At 54.6% G+C, this 14,279-nt stretch carries 17 protein-coding genes; 8 read left to right on the top strand and 9 right to left on the bottom strand.

What is annotated here, in order from left to right:
• Positions 1 to 43: 43 nt before the first annotated feature.
• Both LN341_RS13590 and ispB read right to left on the bottom strand, forming a co-directional pair.
• Positions 44 to 235, bottom strand: coding sequence for a hypothetical protein (locus LN341_RS13590; protein WP_218383580.1), 192 nt, complete (start codon positions 233 to 235; stop codon positions 44 to 46).
• A gap of 209 nt (positions 236 to 444) precedes the next feature.
• On the bottom strand, positions 445 to 1,416 hold the full coding sequence (gene ispB, locus LN341_RS13585; protein ID WP_234203585.1) for an octaprenyl diphosphate synthase: 972 nt from the start codon (positions 1,414 to 1,416) through the stop codon (positions 445 to 447).
• Between the two features lie 278 nt (positions 1,417 to 1,694).
• Here ispB and rplU point away from each other — a divergent pair, with 278 nt between their 5' ends.
• The 6 genes from rplU to folA all read left to right on the top strand — a co-directional run bounded on the left by rplU (position 1,695) and on the right by folA (position 5,516).
• Complete coding sequence (rplU, locus tag LN341_RS13580) at positions 1,695 to 2,006, top strand: 50S ribosomal protein L21 (protein ID WP_027251813.1); 312 nt, start codon at positions 1,695 to 1,697, stop codon at positions 2,004 to 2,006.
• Positions 2,007 to 2,024: 18 nt separating this feature from the next.
• Positions 2,025 to 2,285, top strand: a complete 261-nt coding sequence (gene rpmA, locus LN341_RS13575) for a 50S ribosomal protein L27 (RefSeq protein ID WP_027251812.1) — start codon at positions 2,025 to 2,027, stop codon at positions 2,283 to 2,285.
• Positions 2,286 to 2,475: 190 nt separating this feature from the next.
• Positions 2,476 to 3,654, top strand: a complete 1,179-nt coding sequence (gene cgtA / locus LN341_RS13570; RefSeq protein ID WP_234203584.1) for an Obg family GTPase CgtA — start codon at positions 2,476 to 2,478, stop codon at positions 3,652 to 3,654.
• Between the two features lie 115 nt (positions 3,655 to 3,769).
• Entirely contained in the window at positions 3,770 to 4,549 is a 780-nt protein-coding gene (locus LN341_RS13565; RefSeq protein WP_046222213.1) for a threonine/serine exporter family protein, read from the top strand.
• On the top strand, positions 4,546 to 5,019 hold the full coding sequence (locus LN341_RS13560; protein ID WP_046222214.1) for a threonine/serine exporter family protein: 474 nt from the start codon (positions 4,546 to 4,548) through the stop codon (positions 5,017 to 5,019). Before LN341_RS13565 ends, LN341_RS13560 begins: the two co-directional genes overlap by 4 nt.
• A 14-nt stretch (positions 5,020 to 5,033) precedes the next feature.
• A complete protein-coding gene (gene folA / locus LN341_RS13555) occupies positions 5,034 to 5,516 on the top strand; it encodes a type 3 dihydrofolate reductase (protein ID WP_046222215.1) in 483 nt (160 codons plus the stop codon).
• Positions 5,517 to 5,568: 52 nt separating this feature from the next.
• On the opposite strand, the gene LN341_RS13550 is transcribed toward folA, so the two are convergent.
• The gene (locus tag LN341_RS13550; protein WP_234203583.1) at positions 5,569 to 5,748 is read right to left on the bottom strand and encodes a hypothetical protein; all 180 of its coding nucleotides are present in this window, start codon (positions 5,746 to 5,748) and stop codon (positions 5,569 to 5,571) included.
• Between LN341_RS13550 and LN341_RS13545 the strand changes: the two genes are divergently transcribed.
• Positions 5,747 to 6,355, top strand: a complete 609-nt coding sequence (locus LN341_RS13545) for a LysR substrate-binding domain-containing protein (RefSeq protein WP_234203582.1) — start codon at positions 5,747 to 5,749, stop codon at positions 6,353 to 6,355. The genes LN341_RS13550 and LN341_RS13545 overlap by 2 nt on opposite strands.
• Here the strand turns inward: LN341_RS13545 and LN341_RS13540 are convergent.
• The 6 genes from LN341_RS13540 to lptD all read right to left on the bottom strand — a co-directional run bounded on the left by LN341_RS13540 (position 6,352) and on the right by lptD (position 13,128).
• Positions 6,352 to 7,167: a symmetrical bis(5'-nucleosyl)-tetraphosphatase gene (locus tag LN341_RS13540; RefSeq protein WP_234203581.1), complete on the bottom strand. Its 816-nt coding sequence runs from the start codon at positions 7,165 to 7,167 to the stop codon at positions 6,352 to 6,354. The genes LN341_RS13545 and LN341_RS13540 overlap by 4 nt on opposite strands.
• 12 nt (positions 7,168 to 7,179) lie before the next feature.
• Positions 7,180 to 7,563 carry a Co2+/Mg2+ efflux protein ApaG gene (apaG, locus tag LN341_RS13535; protein WP_046222219.1) on the bottom strand — a complete coding sequence of 128 codons (384 nt, stop codon included), beginning with the start codon at positions 7,561 to 7,563 and terminating at the stop codon, positions 7,180 to 7,182.
• Positions 7,564 to 7,637: 74 nt separating this feature from the next.
• Positions 7,638 to 8,450 carry a 16S rRNA (adenine(1518)-N(6)/adenine(1519)-N(6))-dimethyltransferase RsmA gene (rsmA, locus tag LN341_RS13530; protein ID WP_046222220.1) on the bottom strand — a complete coding sequence of 271 codons (813 nt, stop codon included), beginning with the start codon at positions 8,448 to 8,450 and terminating at the stop codon, positions 7,638 to 7,640.
• Positions 8,447 to 9,439, bottom strand: coding sequence for a 4-hydroxythreonine-4-phosphate dehydrogenase PdxA (pdxA, locus tag LN341_RS13525; protein ID WP_234205061.1), 993 nt, complete (start codon positions 9,437 to 9,439; stop codon positions 8,447 to 8,449). Before pdxA ends, rsmA begins: the two co-directional genes overlap by 4 nt.
• Positions 9,426 to 10,730 carry a peptidylprolyl isomerase SurA gene (surA, locus tag LN341_RS13520; protein ID WP_234203580.1) on the bottom strand — a complete coding sequence of 435 codons (1,305 nt, stop codon included), beginning with the start codon at positions 10,728 to 10,730 and terminating at the stop codon, positions 9,426 to 9,428. The genes pdxA and surA overlap by 14 nt, the downstream gene beginning before the upstream one ends.
• A 58-nt stretch (positions 10,731 to 10,788) precedes the next feature.
• A complete protein-coding gene (gene lptD / locus LN341_RS13515) occupies positions 10,789 to 13,128 on the bottom strand; it encodes an LPS assembly protein LptD (protein ID WP_234203579.1) in 2,340 nt (779 codons plus the stop codon).
• Between the two features lie 295 nt (positions 13,129 to 13,423).
• On the opposite strand from lptD, the gene djlA reads away from it, so the two are divergent.
• Positions 13,424 to 14,278: a co-chaperone DjlA gene (gene djlA / locus LN341_RS13510; RefSeq protein WP_234203578.1), complete on the top strand. Its 855-nt coding sequence runs from the start codon at positions 13,424 to 13,426 to the stop codon at positions 14,276 to 14,278.
• The last annotated feature ends 1 nt before the right edge of the window (position 14,279 follow it).

The raw sequence follows: 14,279 nt of genomic DNA, 5'->3' as shown, positions 1-14,279 counted from the left end.
GGCCGCTTTGTTGTTTCTGGCTCTGGCGATTAAGGGAGATTGTTCAGTAATAGTCGCCGCAGCCGCTGTGCAGTTGTGGTTCGTCGGTCAGTTCACTGCACGGGATATGGATCCTTTTATGATCCTTCAGGTTTTCGATCAATGCGGTGTCATGATCCGGATCGATCTCGATCACTTCCGCGATCCCCTGCGGGTATTCTACCCACATTCCTTTTTTCAGTTGATTGGCTTGCATGCGTCACCTCCGTCTTGGGAAGAAACGGTCAGGGCACAGGTATCCCTTTACCTTGTATAACTATAGCGTAAAGAGAATTGGCGCTCAGAGCTGAGAAATTCTGTGAGTGAAACGGGCCAGAACAGCTTGGCTGCCGGGGTGTGCAATAAAATTGCGCAATCAAAAAACGGCCGGACAGGCGTCAGGCCGCTTTCGCTGCAAGGGCAGGTTTATTTGGTGCGATTGACCGACAGTCGGGCGACAGCGATCAGCGCATCTTTATATTTGCTTTCAGCCAGCACAGACAGGGCAGCAATCGCTTTATCTGCTTCTTCTTCAGCGCGTTGCTGAGTGTAGGCCAGAGAGCCGTGCTCTTCCATACAGGCCAGAATCGGTTGCAGTTTATCTAACCCGTTGCCTTGCTCTATCGCGGCGCGAATCATGGCCGTTTGTTCAGGATTACCATGATGCATGGCATGCAGCAGCGGCAGGGTGGGTTTACCTTCCGCCAGGTCATCGCCCACGTTCTTGCCCATCTCCTCACCATCGGCGTTGTAATCAAGTACATCGTCGATAAGCTGGAAGGCGGTCCCCAGATAGCGGCCGTAGTCTTGCAGGGCTTTCTCGACCTGTTCCGGTGCTTCAGAAAGAATGGCAGCCACTTGGGTCGCCGCTTCAAACAGTCGGGCTGTCTTGGAGTAGATCACCTGCATGTAGCTGGCTTCGGTGGTATCAGGATCATTGCAGTTCATGAGCTGCTGCACTTCACCTTCGGCGATCACATTGGTTGCTTCACTCATGATATCCAGGATCCTTAAGGATCTCAGGCTGGTCATCATCTGGAACGAGCGGGTGTAGATATAATCACCCACCAGTACGCTGGCCGCATTGCCGAATGCGGCATTGGCCGTTGCTTTGCCGCGTCGCATATCAGATTCATCCACCACATCGTCATGGAGCAAAGTGGCGGTGTGAATAAATTCGATGAATGCCGCTGCGGTGATGTGTTTGTCTCCCTGATAACCCAGAGCCCGGGCGGCCAGAATGGCCAGAATGGGGCGCAAACGCTTGCCGCCGCTGCTGACAATGTAAAATCCCAGTTGGTTGATCAGGGCGACGTCTGAAGTGAGTTGAGCCTGAATCTTTGCGTCAACCGCCGCCATGTCGTCAGCGGTGAGTGCTTGGATAGCTTTGAAATCCATGATACATCCAGCAAAATTGTTAGCCGTATCGGCGCAATCAAAAATAAGAATTATGCACGCATACTACACTAAAATCTTCCCGGCTTCCTAACCTACATTGCAGCTATTTGGGTGACTTTTTCTGCTGAGCAGCTTTTCACCAATTTTCTTTAGCCAACGGCTTGCCATGTTCGGCGTTTTCCAGTAATATTCGCGCCCTATTGATGACAAGATTAAGCGCATACCCATTGCCCATTTTTAGCGTGGCAAATGGCCTATGCGGATAAGCGGAGTAAGACATGTACGCTGTTTTCCAAAGTGGTGGTAAGCAACACCGAGTAAGCGAAGGCCAAACCTTACGCTTGGAAAAACTGGACGTTGAAACTGGTGCGAACGTTGAATTTGACAAAGTTCTGCTGGTTGCTAACGGTGAAGAAGTAACAGTTGGTGCACCATTCGTTGCGGGTGGTAAAGTGACTGCTGAAGTTGTTACGCACGGTCGCGGCGATAAAGTAAAAATCGTTAAGTTCCGTCGTCGTAAGCATTCTCGTAAGCAAATGGGCCACCGTCAGTGGTTCACTGAAGTCAAAATTACTGGCATCAGCGCTTAATAATAGGAGAGTTTAGAGATGGCACACAAAAAAGCTGGCGGTTCTACTCGTAACGGCCGTGACTCAGAAAGTAAACGCCTAGGTGTTAAGCGTTTCGGTGGCGAATCTGTCCTGGCAGGTAACATCATCGTTCGTCAACGTGGTACTAAGTTCCACGCTGGTAACAACGTAGGTTTGGGTAAAGACCACACTCTGTTCGCTCTGACTGATGGCAAAGTGAAATTCGAAGTGAAAGGTCCTAAAAACCGTAAATTCGTTTCTATCGAATCTGCTGAATAAGTTCAGTTTCGTGAAGAACGTGAAAGCCCTGCCTACTGGCGGGGCTTTTTGTTATGGCACAGGACATTGTCTGACTCAGTGCCAGCGGGCGTAAAGCCCTGAGAATTATTCCGATTGGTATTACAATAAAGACAGTCAGGCGATCACAGTTTCTGGCTGGCGAAGTGAACGCCAGAGTGCGGAGAATAAGATGAAATTTGTAGATGAAGCGGTAATCCGGGTGGATGCAGGTGATGGCGGCAATGGTACTGTCAGCTTCCGCCGTGAAAAATATGTCCCCAAAGGCGGACCTGATGGCGGTGACGGCGGTGACGGCGGTGATGTATATCTGCTGGCCGATGAAAACCTCAACACCCTGATCGATTACCGTTTCGAACGTTTTCATGCAGCTGAGCGCGGCGAAAACGGCCGCGGTGGCAACTGTACCGGGAAGCGAGGCGAAGACCGGGTCCTGTCTGTCCCTGTGGGCACACGTGCCGTGGACGAAGAAACCGGTGAAGTGATTGCCGATCTGACCCAGCACGGCATGAAGATCATGGTCGCCAAAGGTGGTTTCCACGGTTTGGGGAACACCCGATTCAAGTCCTCGGTTAACCGTGCGCCACGTCAGAAGACGATGGGCACCAAAGGCGAGATCCGCCACCTGCGCCTGGAGCTGTTGTTGCTGGCGGACGTTGGCATGCTGGGTTTACCGAATGCCGGTAAATCGACCTTTATCCGTGCTGTATCGGCCGCGAAGCCTAAAGTGGCGGATTATCCGTTTACCACCTTAGTACCGAGTCTGGGTGTGGTACGGGTTGATAGCGAGCGCAGTTTCGTGGTTGCGGATATTCCCGGCCTGATTGAAGGCGCTGCCGACGGTGCTGGTCTGGGGATTCGCTTCCTGAAGCACCTGGAGCGTTGCCGTGTGCTGCTGCACATGATCGATCTGCTGCCGGCGGACGGTTCGGATCCGGTGGAAAACGCCTTCACCATCCTCAATGAGCTGGAGCAGTACAGCGAAAAGCTGGTGAACAAGCCGCGTTGGATCATTTTCAACAAGGTTGATCTGCTGCCGGAAGAAGAAGCTCAGGAGAAGATCCAGGAAGTGCTGGAAGCCTTGGCATGGGAGGAGAAGTACTTCTGTATTTCTGCGCTGAACCGGACTGGTATTAAGCCATTGACTTATGAGCTGATGGATTTGATTGACTCCATTCCTCAGGCTCTGGTCGAAGAAGACGAAGCCGAAGAAACCAAAGTCGATTTCAAGTGGGATGATTACCACGAGCAGCAACTGAAGAAAAGTGCTGCGAAAAGCGATGACGACGATGACGACTGGGATGATTGGAACGAAGACGATTACGACGTCGAAATCATTTACAAGCCGTAATTGGCCGTTTGAGGTGAAAAACCGCTCTTTGGAGCGGTTTTTTTGTGCCTCATCAAATTGATCTTTCTGTTCGCGGAGATAATGATCAACAGAATTAAGCGCTGAGGGAGTCAGGATGCAGGCGGTCACAGTGAAAATGGAACGGGAGATTGCCCGAATCGTCGCTCAGGTGGGTCAGCGTCTGTTACAGCATGGCGCGGAATCTGCGGTGGTGGTGGATGTCAGTCAGCGTGTCGGGCTGGCGCTGGGGGTGGATGAGGTCAACATTGCGCTGACCGCCAATGCCATTGTGGTCACTGTGCATGTCAAAGGGCATTGCCTGACGACCACGCGCCGCTGCCGGGATCATGGGATCAATATGGCGGTTGTCACCCGGATCCATCATTTGTGTATCATGGCGGAAAAGGGGCTGCTGGATCCTGCGGCCATGGCGAAGCGTCTGTCTGCCATTCAGCCTCAACGCTATCCGCCGCTGGGGGTGATCCTGATGATCGGCCTGTCCTGTGCCGCATTCTGTCTTCTGGCCGGCGGTGATCTGACGGTGGCCCTGATTACCTTGTTCGCTGCGTCTGCCGCCATGGCATTGCGCCTGATGATGGCACACCATCATTTCAACCCACTGCTGACCTTTGCTGCCGCTGCGTTTGTTGCGACGGCTGTCTCAGCGTCTGCGCCTTTGCTTGCGCTGGGCAATCAGCCTTTTCTGGCCATGGCATCGTCGGTTCTATTGCTGGTGCCGGGTTTTCCACTGATCAATGCGGTCGCCGATATGGTGTCCGGGTATGTGAATCTCGGGATTTCTCGCTGGGTGATGGCCAGTCTGCTGACCTTGGCGACCAGCCTGGGCATAGTAGCGGCGATGAACCTGTTTAATGTCTGGGGGTGGCTGGCATGACGTTCTGGCAATGGGGATACGCATTGGCCGCAGACATGGTACTGGCCGCGATTCCGGCGGTCGGATTTGCCATGGTCTTCAATGTGCCGGTCAGAGCGCTGAAGTACTGCGCTATGGCGGGCGCGCTCGGTCACGGTTGCCGTTTTGTACTCATGCAGCAGGGCATGCCGATTGAATGGGCGAGCTTCTTTGCCGCTTTGCTGGTCGGGATGATAGGGATCATCGGGTCGCGCCGGTTGCTGGCGCCGCCGCATGTGTTCACCGTGGCGGCCGTGATCCCCATGGTGCCCGGTGTCTATGCATTTAAGACCATGATTGCGTTGGTGGATCTTAATCAGCATGGCTTTTCCCCTGAGATCTGGCAGCGTATGGCCGAAAACGGGATCACCGCAGCCTTTACTGTGGCAGCGCTGGCCATAGGACTGGCAATGCCCGGCTTAATGTTTTATCGTCGCCGACCAGTGATTTAAAAGGGAGTCGACGTGTGAAGATCAGTATGGTTGCCGCCATGGCAAAAGATCGTGTGATTGGTAAAGACAACGCCATGCCCTGGCACTTACCGGCCGATTTTGCCTGGTTTAAAAAAGTCACCCTGGGCAAACCTGTGGTGATGGGACGCAAAACATTTGAATCCATTGGCCGGCCATTGCCGGGGCGCCACAATATTGTGATCAGCCGGAACCCGGACTTTACCGCCGATGGCGTCACCGTCGTGGCGGATCTCCCTGCCGCACAGCTTGCTGCCGGGCAGGTCGATGAGCTGATGATCATCGGGGGCGGCAGCGTGTATGCAGAATGTCTGCCCGTTGCAGACTGTCTCTATCTGACCTTTATCGATCTCAGGGTCGAGGGAGATACTTGCTTCCCGGACTGGGGAGACGGCTGGCGGCAGACGCACAGCGAGCACTATGCGGCTGATGAAAAGAACGCGCATGACATGGAGTTTGTGATCCTGGAGCGCCAGTAAACCTGCTGTTTTCGATTCGGCCCGTGCACGCCAGAACACGGGCCGGTGTGATTTATCCTGCCATGGGTGTCAGCGCCAATGAAGCCCCCAGCAGCATCAGAATACTGCCAATGGTGCGGTTGATCATCCCCTGGCGACTCAGCATGGCGGTTCTGAGGGATGCCTGAGAAAAGAAGATCGCCACCAGACTGAACCGGACCCCATTAGTGGTTTCCTGCGAACCGACGATCATGATGAAGTGGCTGATCCCGCGTCTGGCGGACTTCCAGTCCCAGCACCCAGAGATTGAGCTGCACCTGAGCGCATCCGGCGGGCCGATTGATTTCAGGCACAGCCAGGCCGATATAGCGATCCGCCGGGACGATTTCAGCTGGAATCCAAGCGATCACGCCGCCATCATTGGTCCTGAGCTCACCGGTCCGGTGATGCTGACTGAGCAGTGGGAGCAGCGTGCATCCGACACCGAGCCGGTGACACGGCTGCATAGCCAAACCCGGCCCAGTGCCTGGCAGGTTTGGCAGCAGCGTTCAGCTCAGCTTATCCCAGCCCGGGATGAGGTCTGGTTTGAGCATTTCTACATCATGCTTGAAGCGGTCTATGCTGGCAGCGGCTGTGGTATGGGGTCGATTTACATGGTGGGCAGTGATATCAAAAACCGGCAGTTGACTGCCCCCTTCGGATTTACGCCGGACGGCTCGTCGTATTGTCTGCTCTCACCGAATGCGATCGAGAGCGATGAGCGGGTTGTGGCTTTGCTTTCCTGGCTGCGTCGGGCTTTTCAGGAAACGGCTGAGGGTGTGATGGCTTCCTTGCCCGCCCGCCCTTCGTTGGCGACTTAGTCGGCGAGTCTGGTCTGTTCAAAACGTTGCTGATCTTCCCAGCGCAGCATGGTGAGCTGATGGCCCCAGACACACCCAGTGTCCAGTCCGATCGCCTTGTCATCCTGATAACCCATCAGTGAGGCCCAATGGCCGAAAATAATGGTTTTACCCAGTGGTTGTGTACGGGGAAACTGAAACCAGGGCAGCAGGTGATCGGTGCCCGGTTCACCCGGTGGCAGTTTGCAATGCATCTCCAGCCTGCCATCGGGATGCAGGTAGCGCATCCGGGTCAGCGCATTGATGGTATAGCGTAGTCTGTCCAGCCCTGACAGCGCAGGATCCCACAGGGCAGGTTCATTGCCGTACATATTGCTCAGCAGCCATCGCTGGTGCTCGCTTTGCAATATGGCTTCAACATCACGCGCGCAGCGTCGGGCATCGTCGAGTTGCCATTGCGGCGCAATACCGGCATGCACCATGACAATTGGGTGTGCCGAGTGTTCAGCCAGCAGAGGCTGGCGGCTGAGCCAGTCGAGCAATGCGTCGCTGTCGCTGGCCTGCAAAATCTGATCAATCTGATCTTTCTGCTTGGCTTTGCCGATGCCCCGGGCCACAGCCAGTAGGTGCAAATCGTGATTGCCCAGCACGCTGGTGGCACTGTTGCCGAGTGATTTCACCAGACGCAGGGTGGCCAGAGAATCCGGCCCGCGGGCAACCAGATCGCCGGCCAGCCAGAGTTCATCGTGCTGTTCACTGAAGCCCACACGCTCGAGAAGCGCGCAGAGTTCACGGTAACAGCCCTGAATATCACCGACCAGATAGGTTGCCATGATCGACCCTGTTTAGTGCAGAATATTGGGGATAGCCAAACGGAAAGGCACGATTTCGGCATTGAACTCGTTGCCATGGTCGTCAATCATGACGTAATGGCCTTCCATCACCCCCAGGGGTGTTTCGATGATGGTACCACTGGTGTAGGTGTATTCATCATTGGGCGCGATGGTCGGTTGTTCGCCGACCACACCTTCACCTTCCACCACCAGTTTCTTGCCATTGGCATCTGTGATCAGCCAGCGGCGGCGAAGCAGTTGTGCGTTGCCCTGGCCCAGGTTGCAAATGGTAATGGTGTAGGAAAAGACGTAGCGGTTCTGTTCTGGCTCAGACTGGTCATCAATGTAATGGGTGATGACCCGGCATTTGATGGTAGGGATAACTTTGTTGTTCACCTTGCTGCTTCCTTTCTGATACGACAATGCCTTTGTGCAAGGCAGTTGCCGGGCGCGATGGCCCGGCACATGACTTAGTGGCTGTGGTTGGCATCCAGCCAGTTCGCCATAGACACAAACTGTTCCAGTGTCAGGTTTTCCGGACGCGAGCCGGGGTTGATTCCCAGGCTTTCCAGTGTGTCTGCATCCATGATGGCTTTAAAGCAGTTACGTACTGTTTTACGGCGCTGGTTAAAACCATCCCGGCAAACACGGTCCAGCCATTTCAGGTTAGTACACGGATGCGGTAATGTTTCATAGGGCGACAGCCGAACCACGGCTGAGTCCACTTTCGGGGCGGGTTTGAAGGCGCTTGGCGGCACTTCAAGCACTGGCATCACTTTGCAGTAATATTGCGCCATCACGGTCAGGCGGCCATAGGCTTTAGTGCCCGGGCCGGCAGCCAGGCGGTTGACCACTTCTTTCTGCAGCATGAAATGCATATCTTCAATATGCTGATGGAAACTGAACAGGTGGAACATCAGCGGCGTTGAAATGTTGTAAGGCAGGTTGCCGAAAATCCGCAGTTTGTTGTTTTCCCTGATGAGTTGCGTGAAGTCGAAACGCATGGCGTCGCCTTCATGAATCGTCAGCTTGCCGGACAGATCCGGGTGATTGCGTAAACGTTCGGCCAGATCGCGGTCCAGCTCAATGACCGTAAACTTATCGACCTGTTTACCGACAGGCTCGGTCAGTGCGCCCAGACCGGGACCGATTTCAACCAGATTCTGGCCCGGCTTCGGATTGATCGAGGCGACAATGTTGTCGATGATGTATTCGTCGTGCAAAAAGTTCTGGCCAAAGCGCTTACGGGCGCGGTGGCCTAAATGGACCTGATCACTGCTCATTGTTTTTTATCTACCATTTCGATGGCGTGGGTAAGCGCTGTCCAGAGGCTCCCTGTGTCCGCCTGTCCGGTACCGGCGAGTTCCAATGCGGTACCATGATCAACTGATGTTCGGATAAAAGGTAATCCCAGAGTGATATTGACGGCATTACCAAACCCTTTGAATTTCAGCACTGGCAGACCCTGATCGTGGTACATCGCCAGTACGGCATCGGCTTCGGCCAGGTATTTATCCTGGAAAATCGTATCGGCCGGCAACGGGCCAACCAGATCCATACCGTCCTGCTCTCTCAGAACATTCAGGGCCGGCGTGATCACTTCGATCTCTTCCCGGCCCAGATGGCCATCTTCTCCGGCATGCGGGTTGAGGCCGCACACATAAATTTTCGGCTGTTTGATGCCAAACTTGCTGACCAGATCCGCATGCAGCACCCGAATCACCTGATGAATACGCTCTTCGGTCACGGCTTTAGCCACGTAAGCCAGCGGAATGTGAGTGGTCACCAGCGCCACACGCAGCCCTTCGGTTGCCAGCATCATCACCACCTGATTGGATTGTGCCTGCTGGGCGAAAAATTCGGTGTGTCCGCTGAAGGAGACGCCTGCACGGTTAATGATGCCTTTGTGAACCGGCCCGGTGACCAGAGCGGCAAATTCGCCATCCATATTGCCTTCGGCCGCGCGGCGCAGGGTGTCCAGCACATAATGGCCATTGTGCTCGTCAAGCTGGCCCGGGATCACACTGGCGTTCAGTGCGTGGCTGTCTACCACCAGAGTGCCCGCACGATGGGGCTGCGGCGGAGTGCTTGGATCATAGTTGACGATTTCCAGCGGCAGGCCCAGCAGGGCCGCACGTTCAGCCATCAGTTCGGCGTTGGCACACACGACCAGCTCGTGCGGCCATGGCTGTTGTGCCAGTGCTACGACGAGATCCGGGCCAATACCCGCCGGTTCTCCCGGCGTGATGGCAATACGTTTAACCTTGTTCATCATCAAATCCTGGTTGTTCAATATAGGCGCCGGCCCGCAGTTCCTGCAGCCACGCCTGTGCTTCCTCGTTAAATTTACGGCTGAAGAGGATCCGGTAAGCCCGGTTCTTCGCGGCCGCATCGGTGCGGTCAACCTGACGGCGATCCAGCACTTCCACAATATGCCAGCCGTGTACCGTCTGGAACGGTTCACTGATGGTGCCTGCAGGCAGGGTTTCAACCTGCTGTTTGAATTCAGGGACGTAAATATCTGGCGTCTGCCAGCCCAGCTCACCACCATTTGCGGCAGAGCCCGGATCGGCACTCAGAGCCTGAGCCGCGTCAGCAAAGCTGCGTTGACCTGAGATAATGTCCTGGCGAACCTGCTCGAGCTGTTTCTTCGCTCCTTCATCGCTCAGGATGACAGAAGTTTTCAGCAGGATGTGGCGGGCATTGATTTCGGTGACTGAGACAGTCTCCTGGCCTTTCACATCATTGATTTTGAGAATGTGGTAACCCACACCGCTGCGGAATGGCCCTATGATAGCACCTTTCCCCTGACCTTGGATCTGATCGGCAAAGATAGTCGGCATTTCTTCCGGACTCATCCAGCCCCAGGCGCCGCCCTGCAGGGCTTTGGGACCGTTTGACGCACTGTAGGCCAGGTTGGTGAAATCCGCGCCCTGGTTCAATTGCGCCAGCAGATCGTTCGCTTTGCGCTCGGCTGTCTGGCGCTCAGACTGAGTGGCGCCTTCACCCAGGCGGATCAGGATATGGCTGATATTGTACTGCACACTTTCCTGCTGCTGTTGACCCAGCTGGGTGACCAGCGTGTCCACTTCCTGCGGCAGAATATTGATCCGGCGGCGCACCATAATGGTACGGGCTTCACTGGCGGTCAGGTCGCGGCGGATTTGCTCACGAAAAATCGGGTAGCTGATGCCACCGGCGGCCAGTTCCTGCTGCAACTGGGCGACGGACATATTTTGCTCGGCGGCAATCTGGCTGATCGCCTGATCCAGGCGATTGTCATCAATGCGGATGCCAAATTGTTCTGCCTGCTGCAGCTGCAGGGTTTCCATGATGAGCTTTTCCATCACCTGATTGACCAGAATGCTGTCGTCCGGCAGGGGCTGGCCCTGGCGCGCTGCATTGAGGTGCACGGTTTTCAGCATTGCATCCACATCGCTTTGCAGAATCACGCTGTCGTTCACAATGGTGACCACTTTGTCCAGTGGCTGCAGGGCGGCCAGTGAACCGGTGGTCAGGCCCAAAAGAGTCAGGCCGAGAATAAAAGACTTCCACATTTTCATATCTGTATCCAGGGCGCTTCAATGCGCGGTTGGTTAGGGCGGGCCTTGGCCCGGCCTGTTAATTGTTCAGGTAGAAAGGTCGTCCGTACGCAATGGCATTGCCACTGGCTGACGACGCACCGACAGGAGCCACACCTGCCAGGCCAAGCAGTGAGAACGAGATACTGAAGTTCTGTTCGTATTCAACCGGCTGCGTATTAACGTTGCTGCGCGCCACCATGTACTGGTTGTAACCCAGCGTGATCATCCAGCAGTCGGAGCGGTAATTGAGGGAGACCTGGCCTTCCACCATCTGATTTTCTGTCACGTCGTGGTAGTAATCGCCGCGCACACTCAGTCCGGCATGAATCGGGAAGCCGGTTGAGAAACCCACCTGAGAAATACCTTCTTCGGTGTAATTATCGATCTGGTTATTATCCGGCAGGCTCTGACGAATGTACTCTTTTGACACGTAGCGATAATTGAGCTGACTGAACAGGCCGCCCTCGCGGTATTCCAGCGCGGCATTGGCAAACTGCATGTCTTTTTCACTGGCATCGTACTGCAGGCCGCCATGGAAGAAGAGCCAGTCATTAAAGTTGAAATCAGACTCAAACGCCGAGGCGGAATAATTGGGCTGCGATTCGCCTTCTTCCTGTAAATTCCGGCCGGAATCGTTGAGGTAAAAGATCTGGCCAAAGGCGAGGTTGAAGCGTTCTTTCAGATTACTGTCGAAAAAGCGGGTGGTGGCACCGACAGTAAACTGGTTGGCAGCGGCAATGCGGTCGACGCTGGAATAGCGGCGGTCACGGAACAGGCCGTAATAATCGGTTTGCAGAATCGTGGTGTCGTACGAGCCGTAAATGTCGCTTTGTTCCACATTCTTGATGTAGAGGTACTGGAGTTGCGGCTCCAGACTCTGGACATAGGCATCCCCAAACAGGTCGGTATCCCGCTCGAAATACAGGCCGGTCAGCATTCGCAGACTGGGCACAGTGCGGGACGCGGTTTCTTCCAGATCTTCCAGGCCGGCAACCATGGGATCGAATTCCTGATTGTAGTAGGTATACATCAGTTTGGCTTCTGTGGTCATCGACCACCAGGGAGTGGCGAAGGGCAACGTCAGAGACGGTTCTAAATGAACCCGGTCGGCGGATGGTTTCGTCGAGTCGTCATTTTCAAACCGGCTGATATGGCTCAGGAAACCAAAGTCCAGATCATAGCCCAGCTCAGGCTCGTAGTAGTTGAAGGTCAGCTGCGGCATCAGACGGTAGTTGGACGACACGCCCGGCGTCAGCGGCTGGAAGTTTCTGACCCGCAAGGTCGAGTTCCATTTTTCTTCCTGATAGGTCACTTCACCGGTTTGCAGCAGGTTGTTGTCTTCCCGGCGGCCGATTTCTGAATCGACATCCGAGAAATAGGTCACGTCACTGACCTTGCTGTAATCAATGTTGAACAGCCAGTTATCTTCATAGCGGCCGTTGTGGGACCAGTTATAGGCCCAGCGTGCATCACTGTTGTCAGCGGCGTCATCACTGCCGAGATATTCCCCTTTCAGGCTGCCTTGCCCCAGGTCGGAGAGATAGCGGAACTGGCTGTTGAGCTGCAGGCCGCGGTTACTCATGTATTTCGGGGTAAAGGTCAGATCGTAGTTCGGGGCGATATTCCAGTAAAACGGGGTTTCCAGCTCAAAACCGTCACGGGAACCGTAACTCACGGTCGGATACAGGAAACCGGTCAGACGCTCGTCACCCACAGGTACACGCAGGTAAGGCATGTAGAACACCGGCACATCCAGTACTTCAAAGCGGGCGTTATAGAGGTCGGCGAACGGCGAGTCGGCCTCGCGTTCAATGCTGGTGGCGGTAAACTGCCAGCTTTTGTCGCCGGGCGGACAGGTGGTGTAGGTGCCGTTGCGCAGACGGTAGTAGGTCATACCCTGCTTTTCAATTTTAGTGGCTTCGCCCCGGCCGGCTTCACAGGTCAGGCTGTAGACAGCATTGTTGATTTCGGCATCGTCGGTATCCAGGTTGTTGCGCATGCTGTCTGCATAGACTTCAATGGTGCCATCGTGGAAATACACGTTGCCTTCGGCACTGACCGTATTGTTCTGCTGGTTCATGGTGGCGACATCGGCAGCCACTGTCCGGTTGGCCTGCCGCACGACCACATCGCCGGAGTAGGTCACGCTGGCATCGCTGTCCGCTTCAGCCTGATCTGCGGTGATTCTGATCGGGGCATTATTGGGATCACCTTCACTGGGATCCGGGGTCAGGCACATGCCTTTGACCAGGGCAAGCTCTTCTTCTGCCGTCGGGCTGGCTTCATTCTCAATGAGGGCATCATTGGCGAAAGCTGACGGGCCATATAAAGCTATGCTGATCATGGTCGCCAATAAGCTGCGAGAAGTGAATGACATTGAGATTTATATTCCTGTGTTCATGATATAGCGCAAAGGTGTCCAGAGCGGCCCTGCCGTGCCCTCAATAAAGGCTGCTATGATAAAGCAATTTCTGCTTGTCGGCATCTCTATGGGGCGCTGTCATCATCGGACCGGATAAATTCATTATTGTTTTTTCTGCTATGATGCCGCGAGGTCTTTATCAGACGGCACTGTGCTTTATGGCAGCAAGTCACGCTGACAAACGGATCTCTTTTCGTAAGACTAGACGGCATTCGTGAGCACAATTTAGCAAATTACCAGAGAGTATAACATGCAGGTGTTGGGCAAGATTTTAGGGGCATTTTTTGGTTTCCTTCTTGGTGGACCTATCGGGTTGTTATTAGGCATCTTTTTGGGTCATAAGTTCGATCGGGCACGTGCCGGTGTATATCAGGGTGGCAGTTTTGGTCGTTTCAGCCAGGGTCAGGCAGAGCAGCATGAACGTCAGGCGGCGTTTTTTCATGCGGCATTTGCGGTGATGGGTCATATGGCCAAGGCGAAAGGCCGGGTGACTCAGGAGGAAATTCGTGTCGCCAGCGCCATTATGGACCGCATGCAACTGCACGGTGAAGCACGCCGGTTGGCGCAGGATGCCTTTCGCGACGGCAAGTCAGAAGATTTTCCGCTTCAGGACACCTTAGCCCGGGTTCGCCAGCAAGGCACGGGCCGGCTCGATTTACTGCAGTTTTTTCTTGAACTCCAGATCCAGGCCGCGTTTGCCGATGGCAGCCTGCATCCGAAAGAGCGTCAGCTCTTGTTTGTGATTGGCCGGGCGCTGGGTTTTTCCGATCAGCAGCTGGAAAGGCGTCTGCATATGCAGGAAGCGGCGTTTCGTTTTCAGCAGGGAGGCGGTTTCTATCGTCAGCAGTCACAGCAACAGCAGGGCGGTTTCCGTCAGGCACCCACCCGGGATCAACTCAGTGATGCGTATGAACTGCTGGGGGTCGCAAAAGAAGCCAGCCCGAAAGATCTCAAACGCGCTTACCGTAAACTGATGAACGAGCACCACCCCGACAAACTGGCGGCAAAAGGCTTACCGCCTGAGATGATGGAGCTGGCGAAGCAGAAAGCTCAGGAACTGACGGCAGCTTACGAGCTGATAAAAAAAGAAAAAGGCTTTAAGTAAG

The organism is Photobacterium sp. TLY01 (genome assembly GCF_021432065.1).
GTDB classification, from domain to species: domain Bacteria; phylum Pseudomonadota; class Gammaproteobacteria; order Enterobacterales; family Vibrionaceae; genus Photobacterium; species Photobacterium halotolerans_A.
Note: the sequence above shows the minus strand (reverse complement) of the source record. Positions and strands in the feature narration are given on the sequence as shown.

What these genes read in the sequence shown, in the direction of transcription:
- LN341_RS13550 (WP_234203583.1), bottom strand. Translation starts at nt 5,748, where the DNA reads ATGATCGTCGGTTCGCAGGAAACCACTAATGGGGTCCGGTTCAGTCTG.
- lptD (WP_234203579.1), bottom strand. Translation starts at nt 13,128, where the DNA reads ATGTCATTCACTTCTCGCAGCTTATTGGCGACCATGATCAGCATAGCT.
- ispB (WP_234203585.1), bottom strand. Translation starts at nt 1,416, where the DNA reads ATGGATTTCAAAGCTATCCAAGCACTCACCGCTGACGACATGGCGGCG.
- LN341_RS13540 (WP_234203581.1), bottom strand. Translation starts at nt 7,167, where the DNA reads ATGGCAACCTATCTGGTCGGTGATATTCAGGGCTGTTACCGTGAACTC.
- cgtA (WP_234203584.1), top strand. Translation starts at nt 2,476, where the DNA reads ATGAAATTTGTAGATGAAGCGGTAATCCGGGTGGATGCAGGTGATGGC.
- pdxA (WP_234205061.1), bottom strand. Translation starts at nt 9,439, where the DNA reads ATGAACAAGGTTAAACGTATTGCCATCACGCCGGGAGAACCGGCGGGT.
- LN341_RS13545 (WP_234203582.1), top strand. Translation starts at nt 5,747, where the DNA reads ATGATGAAGTGGCTGATCCCGCGTCTGGCGGACTTCCAGTCCCAGCAC.
- rpmA (WP_027251812.1), top strand. Translation starts at nt 2,025, where the DNA reads ATGGCACACAAAAAAGCTGGCGGTTCTACTCGTAACGGCCGTGACTCA.
- LN341_RS13565 (WP_046222213.1), top strand. Translation starts at nt 3,770, where the DNA reads ATGCAGGCGGTCACAGTGAAAATGGAACGGGAGATTGCCCGAATCGTC.
- LN341_RS13560 (WP_046222214.1), top strand. Translation starts at nt 4,546, where the DNA reads ATGACGTTCTGGCAATGGGGATACGCATTGGCCGCAGACATGGTACTG.
- rsmA (WP_046222220.1), bottom strand. Translation starts at nt 8,450, where the DNA reads ATGAGCAGTGATCAGGTCCATTTAGGCCACCGCGCCCGTAAGCGCTTT.
- djlA (WP_234203578.1), top strand. Translation starts at nt 13,424, where the DNA reads ATGCAGGTGTTGGGCAAGATTTTAGGGGCATTTTTTGGTTTCCTTCTT.
- rplU (WP_027251813.1), top strand. Translation starts at nt 1,695, where the DNA reads ATGTACGCTGTTTTCCAAAGTGGTGGTAAGCAACACCGAGTAAGCGAA.
- surA (WP_234203580.1), bottom strand. Translation starts at nt 10,730, where the DNA reads ATGAAAATGTGGAAGTCTTTTATTCTCGGCCTGACTCTTTTGGGCCTG.
- LN341_RS13590 (WP_218383580.1), bottom strand. Translation starts at nt 235, where the DNA reads ATGCAAGCCAATCAACTGAAAAAAGGAATGTGGGTAGAATACCCGCAG.